Here is a 23,181-nt window from a genome sequence, read left to right on the forward strand (position 1 = left end):
TTGTACTTAAATCGTAAATTGATTTTTGTAAAAAGTAAGATGCTCTAAAAGAAATCTAAGCTTTACTTTACAAATTTGATGATTGCCATTTCTAATGCTAAAAATAACAGTGCAAAGATAACAAACCATTTCCAAATTTGGCTGTCAGTTCGTTCAGTTTGTAAGGTGTTAAATATGGTCGAAATTGTATCAGCAGTTTTAAAATCTGAAACTATGTTTGTATTTACCTGACTCAAATCACTTTCGCTTCTTTTATAATTGAAACTCAGGTTTTCAACAGATTGTTTTCTGTCAAAAATGCTATAATTTCCAGCAGTTTCCGGAAAATCATTGAACGTTAATTTTACTTTATTATTCAGTATTTGTTGAATCGGAATAAAAAAATCTTCATTTCCTTTTACTTCCAAAATGGCATCTTTTGTCAATAAAACATCCACAAAATAAGGTTGATTATTGCCAATTGTAAGAGCATTTACGCCTGTTTTTTGATTGTTTTGTCCCATTTTATAGAATAAGGGAACAATTAAAGGTGATTGCTGAAAGTTTGAATTTTCGTAATTTATCGGTGCTGAAAAAACAGTAATACCTGAAACCGGATTTTGAATAGCCGTCACAAATACACTTTGATCTTCATAAGATAAAACTGCAGGATACGGACTTGAAACAGCAAACGAGTTATTTGTTTTTGGATATTGAAAGTTCGTGATTTTGTTCTCAAAAACACCAGAAAATAAAGGATGATCAAAGTTGATCTTGGTAATTAACTTGCTTTTGGCTTCAAGATTTCTAAATTGAACTTTTCCAAAATTTCCAAGAAAAGAATTAAGATTTGAAACCGAAGTTTTTTCAGAAGGAATGACAACCAAATTTCCGCCTTTAGTAACAAAAGCTTTCAAAGTGGTTTGCAAAGCCTGCGGAACTTCAGCTAATTCATTCAGAATAATAGTATTTTGTTCTTCAAGACTATTATAATCTAAACTGCTGATAGAGTAATTGTGGTAGTTAAATTCCGCTGAAGTATAGATTCGTGATAGGAAATTACTTTTTTCAGGCTCTCCAATGCTGATCACATTTGTTTTTTTAGCTTTTGAAATACTAAAATAAAGTTTGTTATCATACGTAAGGCCATTATCTTCAATGCTTACATAACCATGAAAAGCTTCTTTTGGAATCGTAAAATGAATCTCTTTTTTCTTCTTATCAAAATTAATAATGGTTTTGGCAATCAGTTTGTTTTGATTGTATAATGCCATCGAAATGGGCTTAAAATCATCACCATAAGCTGACAAAGTTATTCCAATTTCATAAAAATTTTCTAAAGTCTGGTTGATAAAAACGCTGTCAATAGCAACATTGTTTTTTTGTTCGGCTTCTGGAATGATAAAATAAGGCTTCTCTTCAGAATCGATATTTTTTACATCTTTTTCGGCTAAGCCAACAGCATCCGTAATAATAACAATGTCTTTTTTATGTGCTGATTTATGCGCTTTGATTTTTGCCATTATCGAAGAAAGTTCGAAAGCTGTGGCACTGTATTTTAAATTCTGTAAAGCACTTTTTGAAGATTTTATATCCGTATTCCAGAAATTTTCGGTGTTGGTCAATAATGAAAATTGTGTGTTTTCAGGTGTGTTTTCAAGCAATTCCTGAACGGCACGTTTTAATAATTCCCCTTTTTTGCCTTTGGCTTGCATGCTGAAAGAATTGTCGAGAACAATATACATTTCGTTTGTGGCATTTTTGCTGTCTTTGGCTTCAAAAAAGGGTTGAGCAAAGGCAATAATAACACAAGTTAATAATAGCAATCGGGTTGCCAGTAATAATCTTTTTTTGATTTTAGAGCTTTTACGAGTCTGAACGGCAAGTTCTTTTAAAAATTTGACGTTGGTGAAATAAGAAGTTTTAAAACGTCGTAATTGAAATAAATGCACCAAAATTGGAACAATCAATAAAAACAGAAAGTATAGAATTTCGGGGTGTTTAAAATGCATTCTGGCTTCGATTTATTTCACTACTTTTTGTAGATACTGGTCAAAAATACAAATTTTTGATCAAACCTTATAAGTAATATAAGAGATTATAAACAAAGATTACTATGTGCCAAAATTTAAATGAACTTATGTTACTTATATGGTTTAAACAACTAAAATTGAATTGTAATAATGTAACTTTTGATAATTCATTTGTAACGAAAAATGTAATTTCTAATGATATTATTGAGTATTTTAGCATATTAAAAAAACCACAAAAAACTATGAAAGGATTATATATGCTGCTTTTTTCAGCGTTAGCTTTTACTACTCAGGCTCAGAGTAAATTTAATTTATTGATAGGCACCTACACAAATACTTGCCAGAGCAAGGGGATTTATGTTTATGAATTCGATGCGGCTTCAGGTGAATTTAAATTTAAAAATTCTTCAGAAAATGTTATCAGTCCGAGTTATTTATCAGTTTCAGCAGATAACAAATTTATATATGCTGTAAACGAAAATGGAGATCAAAGTGCTGTTAGTGCTTTTGGATATAATGCGAAATCAGGAAAAGTTACTTTTTTAAATACAAATAAAGCTTTAGGAGCTGACCCTTGTCATTTGATAAATGACGATAAAAATGTCATTGTAGCCAATTATTCAGGCGGTAATATTGTCGTTTTTAAGAAAAAAGCAGATGGAAGCATTAGTGAAGTACGACAAGTGATTCAGCACGAAGGAAAAGGACCTAATGCAGCACGTCAGGAAAAAGCGCATGTACATATGGTTATGTTTTCTCCAGATAAAAAATTCGTTCTGTCTAATGATTTAGGTTTAGATAAAGTGTTTATCTACAAATACAATCCGAGTTCTAAAAACGAAATGCTGACATTAAAAGGAAGCGTTGATGTAAAACCAGGAAGTGGACCAAGGCATTTGACATTTAGTAAAGATGGTAAATTTGTATATCTTATTCAGGAATTAGATGCGACGCTTACGACTTTTAGTTATGATAAAAGCGGAAACTTAAAAAAGATTGCAGAAACAAGTATTCTCGCAAAAGATTTCAAAGGCGGAACCGGTGCAGCAGCGATCAAAATTTCACCTGATGGGAAGTTTTTATATGTAACCGATAGAGTAGATGCGAACAATATTTCAGTTTATAAAATTCTAAAAAATGGAGCTATTGAGTTAGTTGAACAACAAAGTACTTTAGGAAAAGGCCCAAGAGATTTTGCAATTGATCCAACAGGAAATTATCTTTTAGTAGGGCATCAATACACTAGTAATATTGTAATATTCAAAAGAGATAAAACTAGCGGAAAACTTACTGATACAGGAAAAAGAATAGAATTGTGCTCTCCGGTTGGACTTGTGTTTACGAAAATATAATTTGAATAAGTTCAAAGCAACAAAGGCTCAAAGGTACAAAGGTTTTTAAATTCTGTACTTTTGAGCCTTTTTTTATACTTTGTCGCTTTGTTCCTTTGAACCTTTGCTCCTATAAAAAATCTATTTATCCTTATCTTTTCTCTTTTTATCTCTCGTTTTCAACATATTTCGATTGACAGATCCGTGCGTTTTCTTTTTAGTCTTAGAAGGTCCTCCAAGGTTAACTTTTTTATTCTTTTTATCTTTTTCATGAAAAGCACCATCACCTTTAAGTGTTTGTTTTTTCATTAAAAACTTAATTGGTTGTCTGTCTTTTTCTGGCTCAATTAGTTTTGATGAAATTTCAACTTCTTCTGGGAATTCTGCTACTTCTAATTCCTGATTCATTAAAACTTCCACTTCTACTTTAAATTCTTCTTCACGTGGCGTGATAAAACTGATTGCAGTTCCTGTAGCATCTGCACGACCTGTACGACCAATTCTGTGCATATACAATTCAGGGAATTCAGGAAGTTCAAAGTTAATTACGTGAGAGATATTCGAAATATCCAAACCTCTCGCCATAATATCAGTAGTAATCAATCCACGAAGATTTCCTTCCTGGAATTCAGCCATCGTACTCAAACGGTAATTTTGAGATTTGTTAGAGTGAATCACTCCAAACTGACCTTCAAAATCTTCTTCGATACGCGTGTGAAGCATGTCTGAAATCTTCTTATTATTAACAAAAACCAAAACACGTTCCATGCTTTCATTTGTTTCTAATAAGTGCTTCAGTAAGTTTACTTTAGTATTGAAGTTCGGAACATTATAAGTGATCTGAGTAATATTTTCAAGCGGAGTTCCTGAAGCAGCAAGGGTAACTTCTTCCGGAAAATCAAAAAAGTCATTCAAAACAGCATCAACTTCATCAGTCATGGTTGCTGAAAATAAGATGTTTTGACGTTTGGTTTTCATCATTGCCAAAAGCGCTGTCAATTGTGTACGGAAACCTAAATTCAGCATTTCATCAAACTCATCAATAACTAATTTTTGAGTTTCATCAAAACGAACAACAGCATCCAAAGCTAAATCCATCATTCTACCTGGCGTTCCAACTAAAACGTCAACACCTTCATAAACCGCTTTTTTTTGTGTATTGATGTTTACACCACCAAAAATACCAAGCGTTTTAACCGACATGTATTTGGTTAATTTCTCGATTTCATCTACCACCTGAACTACTAATTCACGGGTTGGAACGAGAATTACAATTTTAGGCGTATTCGTTGGTGTAAATTTGTATAATTTTAAAAGAGGCAATAAATAAGCAAATGTTTTACCGGTACCGGTCTGTGCAATTCCCATCATATCTCGGCCAGACATAATCACAGAAAAGGATTTTTCCTGAATAGGAGTAGGAGTAACAAATCCTAGTTCGTCGATTGCTTTTTGTAGTGATTTTGGAAGATTGAATTTTTCGAAAGTGCTCATTTGCATTAAATTTTGTGCAAAGATAGCTATAAATAGCTGAAAAATTGATGTTTCTTAGAAATTACAACAGATTGGGGCATTCGTATTTCTCAAAATTAGACTTTAAATTGCTATAAAAATCGTTTTATTCGCAATAAAAGCTCGTTTGGATTAAATGGTTTTGCAATAAAATCATCAACACCCAATTCAAAAGCTTCTTCTACTGTACTTTCTTCTTCACCTAAAGAAGAAAGTGCTATCACGCGAATATTTTTGAAATTTTGTTTGATTGTGCTAATAATTTGCAATCCCGATTTAAGCGGAATAATTATAGTAGTAATAACCAAATCGGGCATAATGATAGGAATTCGTTCTAATGCACTGATGCCATCTTTTGCAATACTTATTTTATACCCTTCTTTTTTTAAAATAAATTTTAGAATTTCGATAGTCATTTCATCATTATCGATAATCAGAATTTTTTTTTCGTTACTATTCATGTTGGCTTTTATTTTTTATATAATTCTATTTCATCCATCATTAGCATAGGTTTTTTGTTTTTTCGTTTTCTCCAGCTAGGTATTTCTGTTTGGGGTTTTATAACTATTTTGATTTTTATAAAACTACTAAATTTTTGGTTTATTATTTCCCATGATTTTGTTGTAATTTGGTCATTTTCAGTTAAATTATCACAAGTTTTTTCTTCTAAAAGTTTCCATTTTTGATTTTCATATCCATAAATCAATATTTTTTTTGGTGTAAAAATCCAATGCCTCTGATCATCGAGAAAATTTAATTTCAACGCATTAAAGTCTAGTTTTTTTGTTTCAATTTCAAGAGAAGGTTCAGTTCCATACCATCCAATCCAGTTGATATTGAAGTCTTTATATCCTTTGTTGCCATCAACCAAGCCAACACTTCCTTTTCCTTTAAAATCATCTGATGGCGGTATTATAAAACTTACTTTTAAATCTTCGCCTAAATGCGTTGTCGTGTTTTTGCAAATTTCCAACCATTCTTTGTAATAGTTATCTGGTGAAAGGCCGCCTTCACTTAATTCGTAAATTCCAAATTCATTACAGGATTTTGTAAATTTTAAAACTCTTTCTGTTAAGCCTTTTTTAACTTCTTTTTCTCCTTTGTCATTTACGACAAACATTCCATGTTGGTTTTTTCCGTAGAATTTAGATTGTTCAAAATAAACAAATTCCAGTGCTAAACGTAATTTTTTAATTCTGATATTTAGTGTTTTATCGTCTTCAACTGCACTAGACGCTTTTTCCAATAATTGATCATACTGATCCATCGCTTCGGGAGTCAAAAAAGTATTTCTGGCTTGTACAGGTCCTGAATAAATATCTAAATAGGCATTGTTTTTATTTTGATTTTCAGTTAAAAGATTCAAATAATTTCCAACAAATGGTGCGGCTTTTCCATAAAAACCTCTTAGAAAATCAGCAGTTACAGCTTTAATATCAATATCAGTGTCCCAAAGTAATTTGGCTAAAAGATATTGTCTTAATTCTGAAAAGTCTCCTGGAACATCAGCGTATCCCTGTACAAAAACACCCTCTACTTTATTTTTTTTGAAGAGTTTATAATTGCTCTGAAAAGGTTCAAAATTGGGAAAAGGCGACATGTAATTAGAAAACTGAACCGTATAATCCCAAAGGAATAAATGTGGAGATGTAGCACTCCAGTTTTCAAGCATTTTCACAAATGAAGCCGAATTTTGAGCAGTAATTGCTTTTCCGCGATTTAATTCAATCGGACAAAAAATAGTGTAAATGTTAGGTTCTATTTTTAAATTTACTGGCGGCTTTAGAGTATGTAAATAGGCGAGTGTGGTGATTTTTGTTTTTGGAAAATGTTTGGCAATTTTATTCAAAAAATAATAAAAAGATCCCTGAGGGCCACCGTATTTCTCATTCAACTTTTTGCACTCTGTACATTCACAATAAACTACATCATCATTCTGGCTTACCGAATAAAATTGGGCATTGGGTGTATCGGCAATAATTTTGGTCATTTTTTTCTCAACCAGATCCACAACCGTGTCATTTGTCATACACAAAGATTCTCCATTTCTTTTTCCTTCGTATAAAGCAAAAAGTTTAGGATTGCTTTTGAAATATTCTTTTGGCGGAACTAAAACATTAAAAGAATGACCCCAAATGCCAAAATCATCAACCTGCCAATCGAGTTTGTGCCATTCTCTAAAATCTTCATCATAACTATCGGGATAAAAAAGGGCTCTGTAATCGAATGCTGGCTGATAGGTTTGCTTACTATTTTTTAAAAATGTTAACTGTTCGACTTTTGGAATATAGGTTTCTGTAGCAGTAAATTTTCTAAACTCCCAAATTTCAAGTAATGTATAAACCGCGTATCGAAGATATTTTGGATTTTGTGCTATTAAATAGATCGATTTTGAATCACTTTTGATTATAAATTCATTTGGTTTTAGTTTTTCCTGATCCGAAATTTCTAAAATTATTTCAGATAAATCTTCTTCTTTTTTGTTTTCAGAAATATTGTCAAAAGGTTTGTCAAAAGCTTTATCAAGATATTTTTTTAAAAGTAAAGCAGCACTCTGACTATCTTCAGATTTTGAGATTATACTGTTTTTATTCGATATACTAATTTCAGACTGTGCCATCATAGTAAAGCTTAATAGGAAAAAAAAGAGTTGGGGAGCATAGCGGTTGTGCTTTTTTTTCATAATATTTAAAATTTATATTGCATTAAAAATGCAAAATCAAGTTCTGTTTGGAATTCATTTGCCACATATTCCTGTTCGTTTGCTGTAATGAGAAGACCAAAAATGTAGTGACTTTTAATCAATTTAGAAAAACCTGCACTTACCCGATAAGAACTTGCAGACATTCTCACTTCATACTGCGCAGCTCTTGTTCTGTCGTCTAGTGAAGTACCGTAACCGGCAATTAGTGTTATGTAATCATATTTTGTTTTATAATAATATCTGGAAGTAATATTAATTGAAGTGCCATCTTCTTGAATGAACGATCTTAAGTTAACCCAAAAAGAGCCAAAATACTTTCCTAAACCAATATTTAGCGCCTTTAAATTACTATTATCCTGCATTAAAATATATCGCGCTCCTAAATCAGCTTCCCAACCTTTACTAAAATTATGATAGTACGAATAACCTAATCGAAATTCAGGAAAGGCGCTGTCCTGACTATAGGCAACATCAATATAATGGTAATTATTTTTTTTGGCAAAAAGATAAGATTCAGCTTCCGCCTGAAATCCGCTTGACATAACTAAACTTGAAGAACGTCTTTTTGCATAATTTAATTTTGCACTTACGCTGCCCCAGATTCGCTGCCTCATATAATCTACACTGGCTAAGTACCAGGGGCCAACTCCATCCCGGTTAATTGTAGTTTCATTATAATAGACTCCAACCCGTTCAAAATTTGTTTTTGAATACAAAAGATAAAGACGCTGTCCGATATCGGGATCATTCGGGAATTTGGCTTTGATGGATTTTAGATATTTTGCTTCATTTTTAGTATCGTTTTGCAAAGAATATATTGCAATTCTTCTGATACGAAAAGGTTTGCTGTCTGGAAATAACTCAATTGCTTTTTCGGTTGTAATAAGACCTTCTTCGTATTTTTGTTCTTCAATATCTAGATTAATGAGATAAAGAAAGGCGTCTTCATAAACTGGATTTTTATCAATAACATAATTATAATAATATCGGGCACTGTCTTTTGATTTGATCAAATCATAATTTCGTCCCAACACTAAATGAAAATCAAGATAATCCGGAGCTAGTTTTTTCCCTAACAATGCTCTCTTAATATTTAACTTATAATCAGGATGATTGGTCTTCATATTTTTTAGGATAACAGTCAAAAGACTATCCGTGTCAACTTTTTTTTGTGCGTTTATATTTTGATAAGAAAATAAAAGCAGGCAAAAAAGTGATGTAGTTATTGATATGAGTTTATTACTTTTCATCTTTCAAATTATTTTTTAACTGGTTTTTCATAACCTTTACGAACCATCACACCCCATTTTTGTTCTTTTTGAGAAAAGAAATACCAATATCCTTTTAACGAGGCGTAGACATTGACAGGATGATAAACAAAAGGTTCAATAACTGCCATTCCAACCAGCGTAATTAGCTCTTTATAATTCGCATAGCTCTTGTATAATATTTCGTCAATCAAAATAGAAATTATCGTTATCGAGAGATAAAAGAGATAAACAATAGTACTGATTATTAAAAGATAGTGAAAATCTACCAGACCAAAGGCGAGACTTACAATTAAAGTGATAATGCCTAAAAACTCTATAATTGGAACTAAAAATTCAAAGCTGAAAAAAAAAGGCAGAACCAGAAAAGCCGTTCTTCCATATTTTGGATTTAAAAACATTTTTCGATGTAAATAGAGTGTTTGTATTAATCCTCTTGCCCAGCGGATGCGTTGTCTCAAAAATACTTGCCTTGTACTCGGAACTTCTGTCCAGCAAAGTGATTCAGGTATATATTGAATCAAAAATTTTTCATTTGCATCATGCATATATTTTCTCATACGCGTAACAAGTTCCATATCTTCTCCCAACGATTTGTGCCAGTAACCGCCTGCTTTTATAACAATATCTTTGTCAAACATACCTAATCCGCCAGAAACTAGAAGAAGTCCGTTTATTTGGCTCCAGGCCATTCGGCCAAATAAAAAGGATCGTACATATTCTAGTTCCTGAAAACGCGGATACCATTCTTTAGGGTAATGTACTTTAAATAAAAAACCTTCTTTAATATCACACGAATTTGAAATTCTGATTCCTGCCCCAGTTGCAATAACTCTGGTTTCATTTTCCATGAACGGCTTTGCTAATTTTAGAATAGTATTGCTTTTTAAAATGCAATCAACATCAGTACATAAAAACAAAGGATATTGTGAAGAATTTATTCCTGCATTAGATGCGTCGGCTTTGCTTTTACCATTTAGTTTATCAACTACCATTAGTTTTGAGTAGGCAGGATTTTTTGATTTATAATGACCTCTTACAGGCTGCGTTAGTATTTTTTCCTGATAATAAAAGTCAATTTTAACCAAATCAAATTCAGTTATCAATTTTTCGAGCGTATCATCGGTGCTTCCGTCATTCACAATTATGATTTCAAATTTTGGATATGTTAATGAAAGCAATGATTTGACATTGTATACAATGTTTACGCCTTCATTAAAGGCTGGTGCAACAACTGACACACCTAAAATATGATTAGAACGAAGTAGTACCTCTTCGTCAAGATATTTTTGATATTTTAAATGTTTTATGATTGCCCAATAGGATAAGATTGATAAAAAAATATAAAATAAAATATAGCCAAGTGAAAAGGAGGCTATAAAAATATCATAACAACGAATAAGATAATGTAAAAGATTATGCATCATAGTTCTAATTTTCTGTTATGATTAATCATTTTCTGGGTGTCTGAATCTTTCTTTCCTAAGGCATTTAAGGCCTCACTATCTAAACTATCTAAAGAACACACCATTTTTAATTTTAGGTCTTTTACTTCCTGTTTCGGAATTTCAATCTTCAGGAAATCAATTGTTTTTTTAGATCCGATTTCAGCCAAAGCCTCCAACATTTCCAGTTGAATTTCGATAGGTTCATTATAAAATAATGCCAGTATTTCGTCTTCCGCTTCTATTAAAAACAGGTCCTGAATTGCGGTTATAGCATCAATTTTCAAAGCCTTATCTTCGTGATGGAGTAATTTTATTATTTCGGCTGCTTTATTTCTGTAATTATAAAAAACCATTGTCATTACAGCCAATTTTAAAATTGTTGGGTTTTTAGCCTGAATCCAGAGGTCTAATTGCTTGGGCTGCGGTATTTTCTCTGAATGCAGTACATCCATAACTTTTATGGTGGTGATGATGGAATTTTTAATTCGAAGCTTGTCAACTGCTTGCCAATCACCTTTTGATAAAGCCAAATAAGCAATATTTGCATTGGATCTGATGATTTTATTACGGTGAAATAAATAATTTTTTAAAATTGAAATTCCGGGTTTGTAGCCTAAAGCCTGAAAATGGTAAATCCCTTCACATTTTTTATATTTTCTGAAGTCCCGAATTAAACTAGCAGAATAATGGTTTAGGTCAAGTTCTTTATAAATTAAAAGAATATTTTTAGCTGTTTTTCCTTTTAAATTACTTTTCATTCTAATCATGTCACAAATCAGCATTTCTTTGCACCATGTTTTATGAATTGGAATTTCAGATTTGAATTTTGCGATTTTATATTTTAATGTATTTTTATCAGGTTTTGATAAGGTAATCTCGGTTAAAAATATTTCTGATTTTCGAATAATTTGATGTCTATAAGGCAAGTTGTATTGATAATAGATTCTTTTTAGGAGTAAAATAACTATTAGCGATAGGCTGAGAATAAAAAAGAATGGAATAACGAAATGTTTTATAATTTCTATAAGCTTTTCCATAAAATTAGCTTTATATCGTAATATTACGAAAAAAAAGCGAGAAACCCGAATAAAAAAGGTTGATTTTCAAGCTAAAAGCCTTCGAAAACACCTAGTCCAAAAAGGGCAAAATCATATTTTACCGGATCTTTTGAATCCATTTCACGAAGCTTAAAATCTAATTCGGCTAGAGCTTTTCCATCATTCTGTTTTCGCGAGAGGATGCCTAATTTGCGGGCTACATTTCCGGAATGAACATCAAGCGGACAAGATAATGAAGCGGGAGAAATGGTTTTCCAAATGCCTAAATCGACGCCTTTTGTATCCTGACGAACCATCCAGCGTAAATACATGTTGATTCTTTTTGCTGCCGAATTGTTTAGCGGATCAGAAATGTGTTTTTGTGTTCGGGGTAAATGATCAATTTCGAAGAAGATTTTTTTGAATTCATGAATGCTTTTCTGCAAACTATTTTCTTCCTGATTTTTTGCAAATACCGCTTCTAAACCATTATAGTTTTTATAAATATGTTGTAATCCTTTTATGAAACCTCCGAAATCCTTTCCGTTGAAAGTACGATGTACAAAATTTTCCAATCGCGACAAATCTTCATCAGAATGCGACATTACAAAGTCATAAGGTGTATTCCCCATCAATTCCATCATTTGATGTGAATTTTTGATGATCATTTTACGATTTCCCCAAGCAATAGTCGCACTCAAAAATCCGGCAATTTCAATATCTTCTTTTTGAGTAAATAAATGCGGAATTTGTACAGGATCGCTCTCAATAAAATCCTGATTATTGTATTGAATGACTTTTTCGTCGAGAAATTCTTTGAGTTCTTTTTGATTCATTTGAAATGAAAGTTCTTAGTATTCAAGTGCCCTAGCCCTGATGGGAGGGAAAATCCTTTTGTGCTGCTCCCGATAGCTATCGGGCGACACAAAAGATTTGGAAGGACAGCAGGAATAGCTCCTAATTACTAATCTGCCCGTCTACCATTATCAATTTTCTATCGGCCATATTAGCCAATTCTTCGTTGTGTGTTACGATGACAAATGTTTGTCCGAATTCATCACGAAGCTGGAAAAATAACTGATGTAAATTTTCTGCAGAATGTGTGTCTAAATTTCCCGAAGGTTCATCGGCAAAAATAACATCAGGCTTATTGATTAATGCTCTTGCTACAGCAACACGTTGTTGTTCACCGCCTGAAAGTTCATTTGGTTTATGATTGATTCGATGTGATAACCCTAAAAAAGTCAATATTTTTTTAGCTTCAGACTCAGTTTCAGATGGTTTTTTGCCCGCAATATAAGCTGGAATACACACATTTTCTAAAGCTGTAAATTCTGGTAAAAGCTGATGAAACTGAAAAATGAAACCTAAATTTAAATTTCTGAATTTAGATAATGTTTTATCATTCAATCCTAAAATATTTTCACCATTAATAGTTAATGTAGTTTCGGTTTCAGATTTTGACGGTTTATCTAAAGTTCCTAAGATCTGTAATAAAGTTGTTTTTCCGGCACCAGAAGCGCCAACTATCGAAACAATTTCACCCTTTTTAATATGCAGATCAACTCCTTTTAAAACTTCAAGCTGATCGTAGAATTTATGTATATTTTTTGCGTGTATCATTTTTGAAACTGTTTCTACAAAGAAACAAAGATTCTGATTAGAATCAAATTCCAATCCCGAAGTTTAAGGATAAATTCCAAATTCTAATTTGCAAAATAAAATTGGCTTGAAAATTGAATGAGTGGTAATTAAAGAAAAAAATGGGCATTAGAAATAAATTACTTTGCTAATTTCTTTTTAAATTCGAATAATCTCTAATTGAATTGAAAATGCAAGATTTACAAGCAATAAACGAAGAAGATAAAATGAGGAAACTCCTTTTAGGTTTGCTTTTGGATGGAATTGGTATGATTTCTTTCAGTATTCCTTTAATTGGTGAGTTTTCAGATGTGATATGGGCACCAATCGCTGCCTTTGTCATGACAAGAATGTATAAAGGGAGAGTAGGGAAAGTAGCCAGTATTTTGACATTTGTTGAAGAAATAATTCCGTTTACGGATATAATTCCATCCTTTACCCTTACGTGGATTTATACCTATTACTTTCAGAAAAGCAGTAAGGAAATTTAGTTTTTGAAAAGGAATCCAAGGCCCATATTTTTAAGCATTTTCTTTTCGAAGTTCCAAAAGAAGCGAAATTGACCAAAAAGTGTTCCAATAGCGACCAATAAAACCTGATAAATAGGGAATATAATCAACAAACGAATTAAAGTAAACCAACCACCAAAATCTTCTTTGGTGATGCCTAGCCATACGCAAAAAGGTTTAGACAACCACGCAGATGCCGATCCTGTGATGGCAAAAACGATAAGTATAATTATGGCTTGTACATTTGAGGTAATGCCCCAACGTTTCTTTAATTTATCCATGCTTTATTTAAAACGATTACAAATATAACAACATTATCTTATCGGAACATACCCGCCAAGCTTTTGTTTGTAAGTATTTTGAAAATAAATCATATAGTTATAAATCAAGTAATTTACTTCGTAACCATAATGAATGTCAGGTCGATAATCGATTGACATTTCATATAAATTAGGATTGTAGCGTTGTGGTTGTGTTGCGCGATTATTCCATTCTGTCACATAAATATAATTTTTGTTTTCAAGATAGGATAAAGAATGATAATTTCTAGGGTATGCCCGCGAAGCCAACCATGTACTAAAACCATTATCTATGATAATTACTTCATACTCTAAAGAATCATTTGCAATTCGAACAGTATCATTTACTCCCGGATTGGGTTTAGATGAAGTCGACGCAACCGTATTCTTTTTTGAAGCTGTAGAACATGCAACTATAGTAAAAATTACGATTAATATGTAAATTATCTTTTTCATGATCCGCTTTTTGAAGCTTAAATTTACGAATAAATTTTGGAAAAGGTACTAAGGGGCTGAGATACTAAGTTGCTAAGGTTTTTTAAAACATAAAAAAAGCTGTTAGAAACAGCTTTTTTTTATTTGTAAAGTTGATAAAGCTCAGAACCTTAGTGTCTCAGCCCCTTAGAACCTTTATTTACTTCCAAAGATTTTTCCAATAAAACCAGCTATACCGCCTTTAGTTTTAGCAACAACCATAACATCAGCTACATCCAATTTTCCATCGGCGTTTTGATCTAAACCAAATTGAGTTCCGTATTTAGAAATAGTATCCATTATGTTAGAAGCTTGTCCGCTATTTCCGGAAATTGAGCTGATTATGTCTGAAATATTAAAACTGCTATCATTTGGGTCTTTTGCTTTATTTACCAGGGAGCTTAGAATTTGTGGAATCATGCTTGCTGCAACTCCTGAAGAAGCTTCGCTGCTTAATCCAAATTTTTCACCAAGGTTTCCACTCACTTGTTGTGTTAATTGTTGTACAACCGGGTTAGAACTGTCGATAGAAGATGTTCCGTTAAATAAACCTGCCAATTGTTCTGCACCGCCTTCTGAAGCAATCTTTTGCAATCCAGCGAATATCGAATTACTAGTCTCACCAATTACGGCTTCATTATGCTCATTTGGGACAGCAGTGTTGTTTACAACAGCATCGCCTCCGTATTGTTGTACTAATTGTGTTAATTGTTCAAACATGATTTAAAGAATTTAGATTAGATTTAAACTCAAATTTAATCAAAAAAAGAAAGGGATTTATTAAACGATGTTAATAAATCCCTTCTAAATAATTTAATTATAATTAATTAGCTCAACAAAGAAATAATTTGCGATGCTAATTCAGTTCCAATTCTGTCTTGTGCTTCTCCGGTTGCTGCTCCAATATGAGGAGTTAAAGAAATTTTAGTGTGCATTAAAATGGCCATTTCTGGTTTTGGTTCGCTTTCAAAAACGTCCAGACCTGCAAAAGCAACTTTCCCTGAATCTAAAGCTTTTACTAAAGCAACTTCGTCAATAACACCACCACGAGCACAGTTTACGATTCCAACACCGTCTTTCATAATTGCTAATTCTTTCTCACCAATGATGTAACCATCCTGAGCAGGAACGTGCAATGTAATGAAATCAGCTTCTTTGAATAAAGATTCCAATGATTGAGAAACGATTGTTGTAGTAATAGATTGACCGTCAAAGAATTCTACTTTTACATCAACTTGCGGAATAAAACTATCAGCAGCGATAACTTTCATACCTAAACCAAGTGCCATCTTTGCAGTAGCTTGCCCGATACGACCGATACCAACGATACCAAGCGTTTTTCCTCTTAATTCAGTTCCGTTTGCATAAGCTTTTTTCAAACCATCAAAGTTCGAATCTCCTTCAAGAGGCATATTTCTGTTAGAATCATGTAAAAAACGAACACCGGAAAACAAGTGTCCAAATACCAATTCAGCAACAGATTCTGATGATGAAGCTGGTGTGTTAATTACGTGGATTCCTTTGCTTTTAGCATAATCAACATCGATATTATCCATACCAACACCACCACGGCCAATAATTTTAAGACCAGGACAAGCGTCAATAATATCTTTACGAACTTTAGTCGCACTACGCACTAAAACTACGTCTACATTGTTTTCATTCACAAAATTAGCTACTTGTTCCTGAGCTACTTTTGTAGTTATAACTTCAAATCCACCTTTTTCTAAAGCCAGAATTCCACTTTTTGAAATTCCATCATTCGCTAATACTTTCATTTTAGTTTATGTGTTTATTTGGTTAATCGTTTAATCAGTTAAGATTAGAAGATTAAGATATATATAATTTTTTCTTTTTTGATAAAGGAGCTAATCCCGCTATCCGTTCCAATCTTTTATGTTTTGAAAAAAAACATAAAAGGATTTCCACTTCTATCGGGGCTAGGGTTTCAGTATTCAATTCACATTTTCGATAAACTGATCCCGATAGCTATCGGGAGCGACTGCGACTGAAAACTATACTTTAGACTCCAACGCTTTCATTACATCAACTAAAACCTGAACACTTTCGATAGGCATAGCGTTGTAAATAGAGGCTCTGTAACCACCAACAGAACGGTGTCCCGGGATTCCTGAAATTCCAGCTTCCTTCCATGCAGCATCAAAAATTGCCGTATGGTCAGCGTTGTTCAATAAGAAAGTAACGTTCATTTTAGAACGATCTTCAACAGCTGCAGCACCTTTGAATAATGGGTTTCTGTCGATTTCAGCATAAAGTAAATCAGCTTTTGCGTCGTTTAATTTTTCAACAGCAGCGATTCCACCTTTTTCTTTAATCCATTGTAAAGTCAGTAAAGAAACGTAAACAGCAAAAACAGGAGGAGTATTATACATACTTTCACCTTTAATGTGTTTAGCATAATCTAACATACTTGGAATTTCTTTTCCGTTTTTACCTAGAATATCTTCTTTGATTACTACTAAAGTAGTTCCTGCAGGACCCATATTTTTTTGAGCTCCAGCATAGATTAAATCAAATTTAGAGAAATCTAATTCACGTGAAAAAATATCAGAACTCATATCGCAAACAACAGGAATGTTAGTTGCAGGGAATTCTTTCATTTGAGTTCCAAAAATAGTATTGTTACTTGTGCAGTGAAAATAATCTGCATCACTTGGTATTGCGTATCCTTTTGGAATGTGGTTGTAATTTTCTTCTTTTGAAGAAGCTACAACAACAGTTTCTCCAAAATATTTGGCTTCTTTTATTGCGGCAGTTGCCCATGTACCTGAATCTAAATAAGCTGCTTTTCCGTTTTCTTTCATCAAGTTGTACGGAGCCATTAAGAATGCTGTACTTGCACCACCTTGTAAAAATAAGGCCTGATATCCTTTTCCCTGAAGTCCTAATAACTCTAAAGCAAGTGATCGTGCCTCTTCCATAACAGCAACGAACTCTTTACTTCGGTGCGAAATTTCAAGGATAGATAATCCTGTATCATTAAAGTTTAAAACTGCTTTTGATGCTTTCTCAAAAACTTCCTGAGGTAAAATACTTGGACCTGCGCTGTAGTTGTGTTTTTTCATGGTTCTTGTTAATAGTCGAAAATTTTAAAGATGCAAATTTCGGCAATAGGAGCTGAAAAAGCGATAAATTATTCGAAATAATTAAACATATTTTTACTTTGTTGTTAACAAAAACGTTATAGTATCTACGTTATCTGCGTAATCCCACAATTGCGGATTTTGCGTTTGGCCAAACGGAATGCTATTTTCGATTAAATCGTTGCTAACGATGCATTGAATTTGTTCAGAATCAGCCTCTAGGCGAGTCTGTAAATCTTCGATATTTTCATAAAATTCATAAAAAACACTCGAAATAGGCGAGGCGTAGCTTGAATCTTCTTTTATGGTCAAAAATCCATTATCCAATAATTTGAAATTACTCATCAAAAAAACGGCTTTGTTGTAGTCGTAATTATTAGCATATTTTTCATAATGAATAACATCCTGATATTTGAAAATAGCTTCAAAAAAGGCATCAAAAGAATAACCCTTTGGGACAAAAATCTTGGAAACATTACGGCATCCTAATCCGAAATAACGGAAAATATCTTCGCCTAAAGCTTCTAATTCTTCTTTAGATTCTTTTCCGTTTAAAACAGCAGCCGAATTTCTGTTTTTACGAATGATCGAGGGTTTATCTTTGAAATAATATTCGAAATATCGAGATGTATTGTTGCTTCCAGTGGCAATTACGGCATCAAAGTTTTCCAGTTTGCCTTCCACGAAAGTGATTCTTTCTTTTAAATTTTCATCAACAGCAATAAGATATTTAGCTAAAAACGGCAATAAATGCTGGTCGTTTGATGATGTTTTAATCAAAGCCTTGTTACCAGTCATTAAAACCGATAAAAAATCATGAAAACCTACTAACGGAATATTTCCGGCTAAAATCAGCGCCACATTTTTTTCGTTTTCATTGTTTTGAGAAAACTCGGTCCGGTAATTTGAAATCCATTTATTAAGATTTTCTTCGGTCAAAGCGTCTGCCCACGATTTTATTGCAAAATACACTTGATCAGGTGTGTACCATCCATTATGAGATTGTGATAAATAGATCAGCTTTTCGAAATCATCAAAAAATAAATCGTTATGTAGAACATCCGATTTTCGAGTTGTATCGTTTTCAGAAAATTGTTTCAGAAATTTTCCTAATTCAACAAAAACACTTTTTTTTGTTTCTAATGTCATAATGTTTGTTTATGAATAGTTTTGATTGTAATTTTGCACAAAAATAAGCTATATTAAGTTATAAGACAAAGCAGAATAAAATCTTCGTATTATTATTTCTGAACTTGTAACTTTTAACTCGTAACTAAGAAAAAAATGGCAATAATTATAACTGACGAATGCATCAATTGTGGGGCTTGTGAACCAGAGTGCCCAAATACAGCAATATATGAAGGTGCTGATGATTGGAGATACAAAGATGGAACTAGTCTTAAAGGGAAAGTGATTTTACCAGATGGAACTGAAGTGGATGCAGAAGATGCTCAAACTCCAATTTCTGATGAAGTATATTACATCGTTCCGGGAAAATGTACTGAATGTAAAGGTTTCCATGACGAACCTCAATGTGCTGCAGTATGTCCTGTAGATTGTTGTGTGCCAGATGATAATCACGTAGAAGATGAAGAAACCTTGTTGAATAGACAAGCGTTTTTACACGGATAATAACGATTCTTAATCAAAATTTAGATATTAAAAATCCTGAGTACTACACTCAGGATTTTTTTTTATTTATTAATATAAGTTTTTTTGTTTTTTTTGAGGTAGTTTACTGTTACTTAATTATTTATTTTGTTAATTTGATGATAATATTTTAACAATTGCCTATGAGAGGATTACTACTATTATTAATTATTTTCGTTAACACTACTGCTTTTTCTCAAAAAGCGGAGTATTCTATTGTTGTAAAAGATATTGAAACACAACTACCTATAGAAAACGCAATCGTGTTTATCATGAAAACGAAACAAACATTAATAAGTAATCAGGACGGGAAGGTAACTTTCGAATTGAACGGCGCCTCTAGTCTTCAGGTTTCGGAGACCAACTATGAAACAGTGACACTTCGTTGGGGACCTTTAAAACCAGATCTATTTGTAGTTTATCTTAAAAATAACAACAATAAACTAGAGGAAATTGTTGTTTCAAAAGAAAAGCCAGAAAAAAATCTTCAAAAAATTGTTTCGAATTCAAGGGAAAAACTAGCTAGTGCTTATAGATTAAAAGTCTATGTAAGGGAGTTTTTTATGTTGGATAATAAATACTCTTATTATAATGACGGGTTGGTAAATTTTCAATTCGAAGGAAACCAAAAGAAAGCAACTACAACTTTATTAGTAGAACAAAATAGATCTTACGGATTGTTGGAAACAGATGTTAGTGCCGATTTAATGGGATATAATTTGAATAATATCATGGAGAATTATTCGAATTTGAAGTATTTTGACCCGGTTTTAGATTCAAAAACAAAGAAAGAATACGAGTTCACAACAAAAGGACATCCAAATAATAAGTATTATATAATGTCAATCACGCCTTTGGATAAGTCTAAAAAAGCGTTAGATACTTTTGAGATTATTTACGATCCGGTAAAAAAGTTAATTGTAGAATTCAGCATTGTTATCGCACCTGGAAATCTCGCTCAAATTGAAGAACAGACAAAAGCGGGTTCTAAGAATGTAACCAGATCACAAGTTAAGGTAACTTATAGAATTGATGGTGAAGATTATTATTTACTAACTGCAAATGAGGAAATTGGTTATGATTTGATTTTAAAAAATCAAGCCAAAAAAAATATTCAGGTTCGGAATAATTTTATCACAACCAATTTCAACAGACAAAATTTTACTTATAAAGAAAGTGATGTCTTTAAAGAGAAAACCCTTTTTAATAAACAGAATAAAATTCTAACCAAGTATTGGGATATATCTGGATTTACTGCTACTGAAGAAGAAAAAGGAATTATAGATTCATTAGAATTTAAATTGTAGTGTTAATAAAGAACAAAAAAAATCCTGAGTATTGAACTCAGGATTTTTTCTTTTTATAGTTTATTTCGAAACACATAGAAGAATAGACTTGCGATCTAAAAGAACGCCTTACACTTTTAAATCATAGAATAGAACTATGCGAAAAAGTTCTTACCTATACTAATTCGATAAAAGAGAGAAGATCTACGTTTCTATGTGTTTTAAAATTTTGATTAGAAATTAAATCCAAGTCTCGCGTAGTAATAAGCTCCGCTGAAACCCATTTGAACAGCGTCCCAATATCCTCCGGCTTCGGTATTACCTTGTTCGTCTTGTTTAGTAGGGTATACGTTGAATAAGTTATTGCTGCCAATGCTTAATTTTAGATTTTTGTTAAGTCTGTAACCTAAAGTTAAATCGGTTACTAATCTTGGATTGTAAACATCATCTTCATCATTATAGTCAACCAAAACTACTTTGCTGAAACGGGTAAAAGCCAAGCCTCCATCAAATTTATTTTTTGAGTAAGTCAAATTTAAACCAAATTTGCTATCTGGAGCCGAAGCCAATAAAAATGCTTTTTCACGTTTGCCGAAGAAAGTATCAGCATCTAAATTACCATTTTTTACTTCATCGATTTTCATATCGTTAATGTTTCCAACCAAAGTTGCTCCAATATTTCCAAAATCGTATGTTTTTTTCCATGAGAAAACTAAATCTAAACCGTGTGTACTAGTGTCAACTCCGTTAGCAAAAAATTGAGCTTCAGAAACACCAAGATTTAAACTGCTCGCATCAAAATATCCTGTAAGAACGATACGATCTTTTACTTTAATGTAATAGCCATCAACAGTTGCTGTGAAATCTCCAAAAGTACCAGTTAAACCCAAGGAAGCATTTACTGCTTTTTCTTCGTTTAATTTTTCAATTCCAAAAGCTCTTGTTACAGGACTATCGTTTGGAGCTAAAAGTACTTCTGTTGCACCACTTGCATTAAAGTTGGTGAAGCGTAAATTATAATAAATTTGAGCCAATGAAGGTGCACGGAAGCCAGTACTGATAGATCCTCTGGCATTGATATGATCACTAAGTTTTACTCTTGAAGCTAATTTTCCGTTTAAAGTACTTCCAAAATCACTATAGTTTTCAAAACGAACCGCTCCACTTACCATAAAACCTTCAGTAACATCTAACTCTGCGTCAGTATATAAAGAGAAGTTGGTACGGCTTTCATTTACCTCATTTGCAGGGCTATATCCAGGAAAACCCTGTGAACTTCCTGGTCTTGGTTCTCCAGAAATAGGATCTATAGGTGCACTTTGAGTTGTTGGGTCAGTAATTGGTTGTCCATTAGTGTCATAAGTAGTGTAAGAACCTTCTTCACCAGCAAAAATTTTAAATTGCTCTACTCTAAACTCTGTTCCAAAAGCAATATTAAAACCGCTCATCACATCAGCATAGTTTTTTGAAACATCAAAATTGGTTGTGTTTTGAAGCAAACTGTGTCCTCCAGCATCAAATTCTGTTGGAGAATTTTCTTCAAGAGAAGCATTTAAAGTTCCTTTAATGTCGTATTGAAATTTATTTTGCCCTAAAGTGTTACTGAAATCCAATTTCCATCCGCCAGAAGTTTCTGTTCTAATTCCGGCTGCAATCGAGTTGTCATTTATTTTTGATGTAATTCTTGGTGTATAACCACCTGGGTAAATTTCTTCTACAACTCGTTCGCCATCATTTCTTGTAAAGGCATAAGCATCAGTATTTCTAAAGTTACTGCCTCCAAAAGCATAAAATTCTGTTTTATCAGAAATCGGAATTGCAATATTGGCAAATAAATTCACACCCTGAATTTCTGCATCACCAAAACCTTTTCTAAAATCATAACTAGGTCTTAAAGTTTTGTTTTTGTTTAAAAACTCACCAGTAACATTTACATAACCGCCTTTACTTCCAATTGATGTACCGTAATTAGCTGCTATTTTTACAGAACCCCCGTCAAAATCCTGATCTTTTCCGTAAGAATTTCCGTTACCATCCTGATCTAATCTGAATCCTTTTGTATTTGGAGTTCCTGGTAAGAAATCGCCTTTTGCATTGGTATTGAAAACGCCATAAGTTACAGAACCTGTAAGTTCATTTACGTTGTCATTGGTTACAATATTAATAACTCCTGCAATAGCATCTGAACCGTATTGTGCGGCTGCTCCATCTCTCAAAATTTCGATTCTTTTAATAGAAGCAGCAGGAATTGCATTTAAATCTGTTCCTGTATTTCCACGTCCACGTGTTCCAAACAAATTGATTAGAGAAGATTGATGTCTTCTTTTTCCGTTAATCAAAACCAGAGTCTGGTCAGGCCCCATACCTCTTAATGAAGCAGGATCAACGTGATCGGCTCCATCAGAACCAGATTGTTTGTTGGCGTTGAACGATGGCGCAACATATTGTAAAAGTTCGTTGATTTCTAATTTTCCACTTTGTGTTGTAACATCTTTTACATTTATGACATCAATTGGAACAGCAGAATTTACAACAGTTCTTTTAGCATTTCTGGAACCCACAACGACAACATCATTTAAAATCTGTCCGCCGCTTTCGTCTAAAGTAACTTCAATTTTGCCACCTGAAGTTGATTTTTCAACGCTTGAATAACCAACATAAGTAAAAATTAAAGTTGCACCCTCTTTTACTTTTATAGTAAAACCGCCTTCATAATCAGTAGAAACTCCGTTTGTTGTTCCTTTCTCAACAATATTAACCCCAGGTAATGGTGTGCCAGTTTTGTCTTTAACGACTCCTGTAACTTCTTTTTGGGCGAAAATAAACGCCGTATTTAATAGAAATAATAATAATACAATCTTTTTCATGGTTTTGGTTAAGTTTGGTTTATTGTTTTGTTTGTTATT

General features: G+C 32.8%; 20 protein-coding genes. 4 read left to right on the forward strand and 16 right to left on the reverse strand.

Annotation, left to right across the window (positions count from 1 at the left end; genetic code table 11):
* Window positions 1-62 precede the first annotated feature (62 nt).
* On the reverse strand, window positions 63-1,991 hold the full coding sequence (locus IRZ99_RS00875) for a BatA and WFA domain-containing protein (RefSeq protein WP_194655479.1): 1,929 nt from the start codon (window positions 1,989-1,991) through the stop codon (window positions 63-65).
* Between the two features lie 263 nt (window positions 1,992-2,254).
* Between IRZ99_RS00875 and IRZ99_RS00880 the strand changes: the two genes are divergently transcribed.
* Window positions 2,255-3,364, forward strand: coding sequence for a lactonase family protein (locus tag IRZ99_RS00880; protein WP_194656122.1), 1,110 nt, complete (start codon window positions 2,255-2,257; stop codon window positions 3,362-3,364).
* 120 nt (window positions 3,365-3,484) lie between these two features.
* Here IRZ99_RS00880 and IRZ99_RS00885 read toward each other — a convergent pair whose 3' ends face one another.
* The 8 genes from IRZ99_RS00885 to IRZ99_RS00920 form a co-directional block, all read right to left on the reverse strand.
* Complete coding sequence (locus IRZ99_RS00885) at window positions 3,485-4,837, reverse strand: DEAD/DEAH box helicase (RefSeq protein ID WP_194655480.1); 1,353 nt, start codon at window positions 4,835-4,837, stop codon at window positions 3,485-3,487.
* Between the two features lie 110 nt (window positions 4,838-4,947).
* Window positions 4,948-5,316 (reverse strand): response regulator transcription factor, encoded by a 369-nt coding sequence (locus IRZ99_RS00890; protein ID WP_194655481.1) that lies wholly within the window; start codon window positions 5,314-5,316, stop codon window positions 4,948-4,950.
* 8 nt (window positions 5,317-5,324) lie between these two features.
* Window positions 5,325-7,538 carry a DUF4838 domain-containing protein gene (locus IRZ99_RS00895; protein WP_228518985.1) on the reverse strand — a complete coding sequence of 738 codons (2,214 nt, stop codon included), beginning with the start codon at window positions 7,536-7,538 and terminating at the stop codon, window positions 5,325-5,327.
* A gap of 5 nt (window positions 7,539-7,543) precedes the next feature.
* Window positions 7,544-8,683, reverse strand: coding sequence for a YaiO family outer membrane beta-barrel protein (locus IRZ99_RS00900; RefSeq protein ID WP_194655482.1), 1,140 nt, complete (start codon window positions 8,681-8,683; stop codon window positions 7,544-7,546).
* Window positions 8,684-8,817: 134 nt separating this feature from the next.
* A complete protein-coding gene (locus IRZ99_RS00905; protein ID WP_194655483.1) occupies window positions 8,818-10,254 on the reverse strand; it encodes a glycosyltransferase family 2 protein in 1,437 nt (478 codons plus the stop codon).
* Complete coding sequence (locus IRZ99_RS00910) at window positions 10,251-11,312, reverse strand: HEAT repeat domain-containing protein (protein ID WP_194655484.1); 1,062 nt, start codon at window positions 11,310-11,312, stop codon at window positions 10,251-10,253. Before IRZ99_RS00910 ends, IRZ99_RS00905 begins: the two co-directional genes overlap by 4 nt.
* 71 nt (window positions 11,313-11,383) lie before the next feature.
* The gene (locus IRZ99_RS00915) at window positions 11,384-12,148 is read right to left on the reverse strand and encodes a TIGR02757 family protein (RefSeq protein ID WP_194655485.1); all 765 of its coding nucleotides are present in this window, start codon (window positions 12,146-12,148) and stop codon (window positions 11,384-11,386) included.
* Between the two features lie 121 nt (window positions 12,149-12,269).
* Complete coding sequence (locus tag IRZ99_RS00920; RefSeq protein ID WP_194655486.1) at window positions 12,270-12,935, reverse strand: ABC transporter ATP-binding protein; 666 nt, start codon at window positions 12,933-12,935, stop codon at window positions 12,270-12,272.
* 209 nt (window positions 12,936-13,144) lie between these two features.
* On the opposite strand from IRZ99_RS00920, the gene IRZ99_RS00925 reads away from it, so the two are divergent.
* Window positions 13,145-13,444 carry a hypothetical protein gene (locus tag IRZ99_RS00925; protein ID WP_194655487.1) on the forward strand — a complete coding sequence of 100 codons (300 nt, stop codon included), beginning with the start codon at window positions 13,145-13,147 and terminating at the stop codon, window positions 13,442-13,444.
* Here the strand turns inward: IRZ99_RS00925 and IRZ99_RS00930 are convergent.
* From IRZ99_RS00930 to IRZ99_RS00955, 6 genes are all read right to left on the reverse strand, one after another.
* Window positions 13,441-13,743, reverse strand: a complete 303-nt coding sequence (locus IRZ99_RS00930) for a DUF6787 family protein (protein WP_194655488.1) — start codon at window positions 13,741-13,743, stop codon at window positions 13,441-13,443. The two genes, IRZ99_RS00925 and IRZ99_RS00930, sit on opposite strands and share 4 nt — an antisense overlap.
* Before the next feature lie 33 nt (window positions 13,744-13,776).
* Window positions 13,777-14,217, reverse strand: a complete 441-nt coding sequence (locus tag IRZ99_RS00935) for a DUF6146 family protein (protein WP_194655489.1) — start codon at window positions 14,215-14,217, stop codon at window positions 13,777-13,779.
* A gap of 174 nt (window positions 14,218-14,391) precedes the next feature.
* Window positions 14,392-14,955 (reverse strand): hypothetical protein, encoded by a 564-nt coding sequence (locus IRZ99_RS00940; RefSeq protein ID WP_194655490.1) that lies wholly within the window; start codon window positions 14,953-14,955, stop codon window positions 14,392-14,394.
* Window positions 14,956-15,062: 107 nt separating this feature from the next.
* The gene (locus IRZ99_RS00945; protein ID WP_074656980.1) at window positions 15,063-16,013 is read right to left on the reverse strand and encodes a D-2-hydroxyacid dehydrogenase; all 951 of its coding nucleotides are present in this window, start codon (window positions 16,011-16,013) and stop codon (window positions 15,063-15,065) included.
* Window positions 16,014-16,250: 237 nt separating this feature from the next.
* Window positions 16,251-17,321, reverse strand: coding sequence for a 3-phosphoserine/phosphohydroxythreonine transaminase (gene serC / locus IRZ99_RS00950; RefSeq protein WP_194655491.1), 1,071 nt, complete (start codon window positions 17,319-17,321; stop codon window positions 16,251-16,253).
* A 93-nt stretch (window positions 17,322-17,414) separates the two neighbouring features.
* Window positions 17,415-18,488: an acyl-CoA reductase gene (locus tag IRZ99_RS00955; protein ID WP_194655492.1), complete on the reverse strand. Its 1,074-nt coding sequence runs from the start codon at window positions 18,486-18,488 to the stop codon at window positions 17,415-17,417.
* Window positions 18,489-18,623: 135 nt separating this feature from the next.
* Between IRZ99_RS00955 and IRZ99_RS00960 the strand changes: the two genes are divergently transcribed.
* Together IRZ99_RS00960 and IRZ99_RS00965 are read left to right on the forward strand one after the other, a co-directional pair.
* Window positions 18,624-18,971: a 4Fe-4S dicluster domain-containing protein gene (locus IRZ99_RS00960; protein WP_072971397.1), complete on the forward strand. Its 348-nt coding sequence runs from the start codon at window positions 18,624-18,626 to the stop codon at window positions 18,969-18,971.
* A 161-nt stretch (window positions 18,972-19,132) separates the two neighbouring features.
* Entirely contained in the window at window positions 19,133-20,296 is a 1,164-nt protein-coding gene (locus IRZ99_RS00965; protein WP_194655493.1) for a hypothetical protein, read from the forward strand.
* Window positions 20,297-20,508: 212 nt separating this feature from the next.
* Here IRZ99_RS00965 and IRZ99_RS00970 read toward each other — a convergent pair whose 3' ends face one another.
* Window positions 20,509-23,142 carry a TonB-dependent receptor gene (locus tag IRZ99_RS00970; protein ID WP_194655494.1) on the reverse strand — a complete coding sequence of 878 codons (2,634 nt, stop codon included), beginning with the start codon at window positions 23,140-23,142 and terminating at the stop codon, window positions 20,509-20,511.
* Window positions 23,143-23,181: the final 39 nt, after the last annotated feature.

It is taken from the genome of Flavobacterium sp. LC2016-12 (genome assembly GCF_015351595.1).
Classification (GTDB): Bacteria; Bacteroidota; Bacteroidia; order Flavobacteriales; family Flavobacteriaceae; genus Flavobacterium.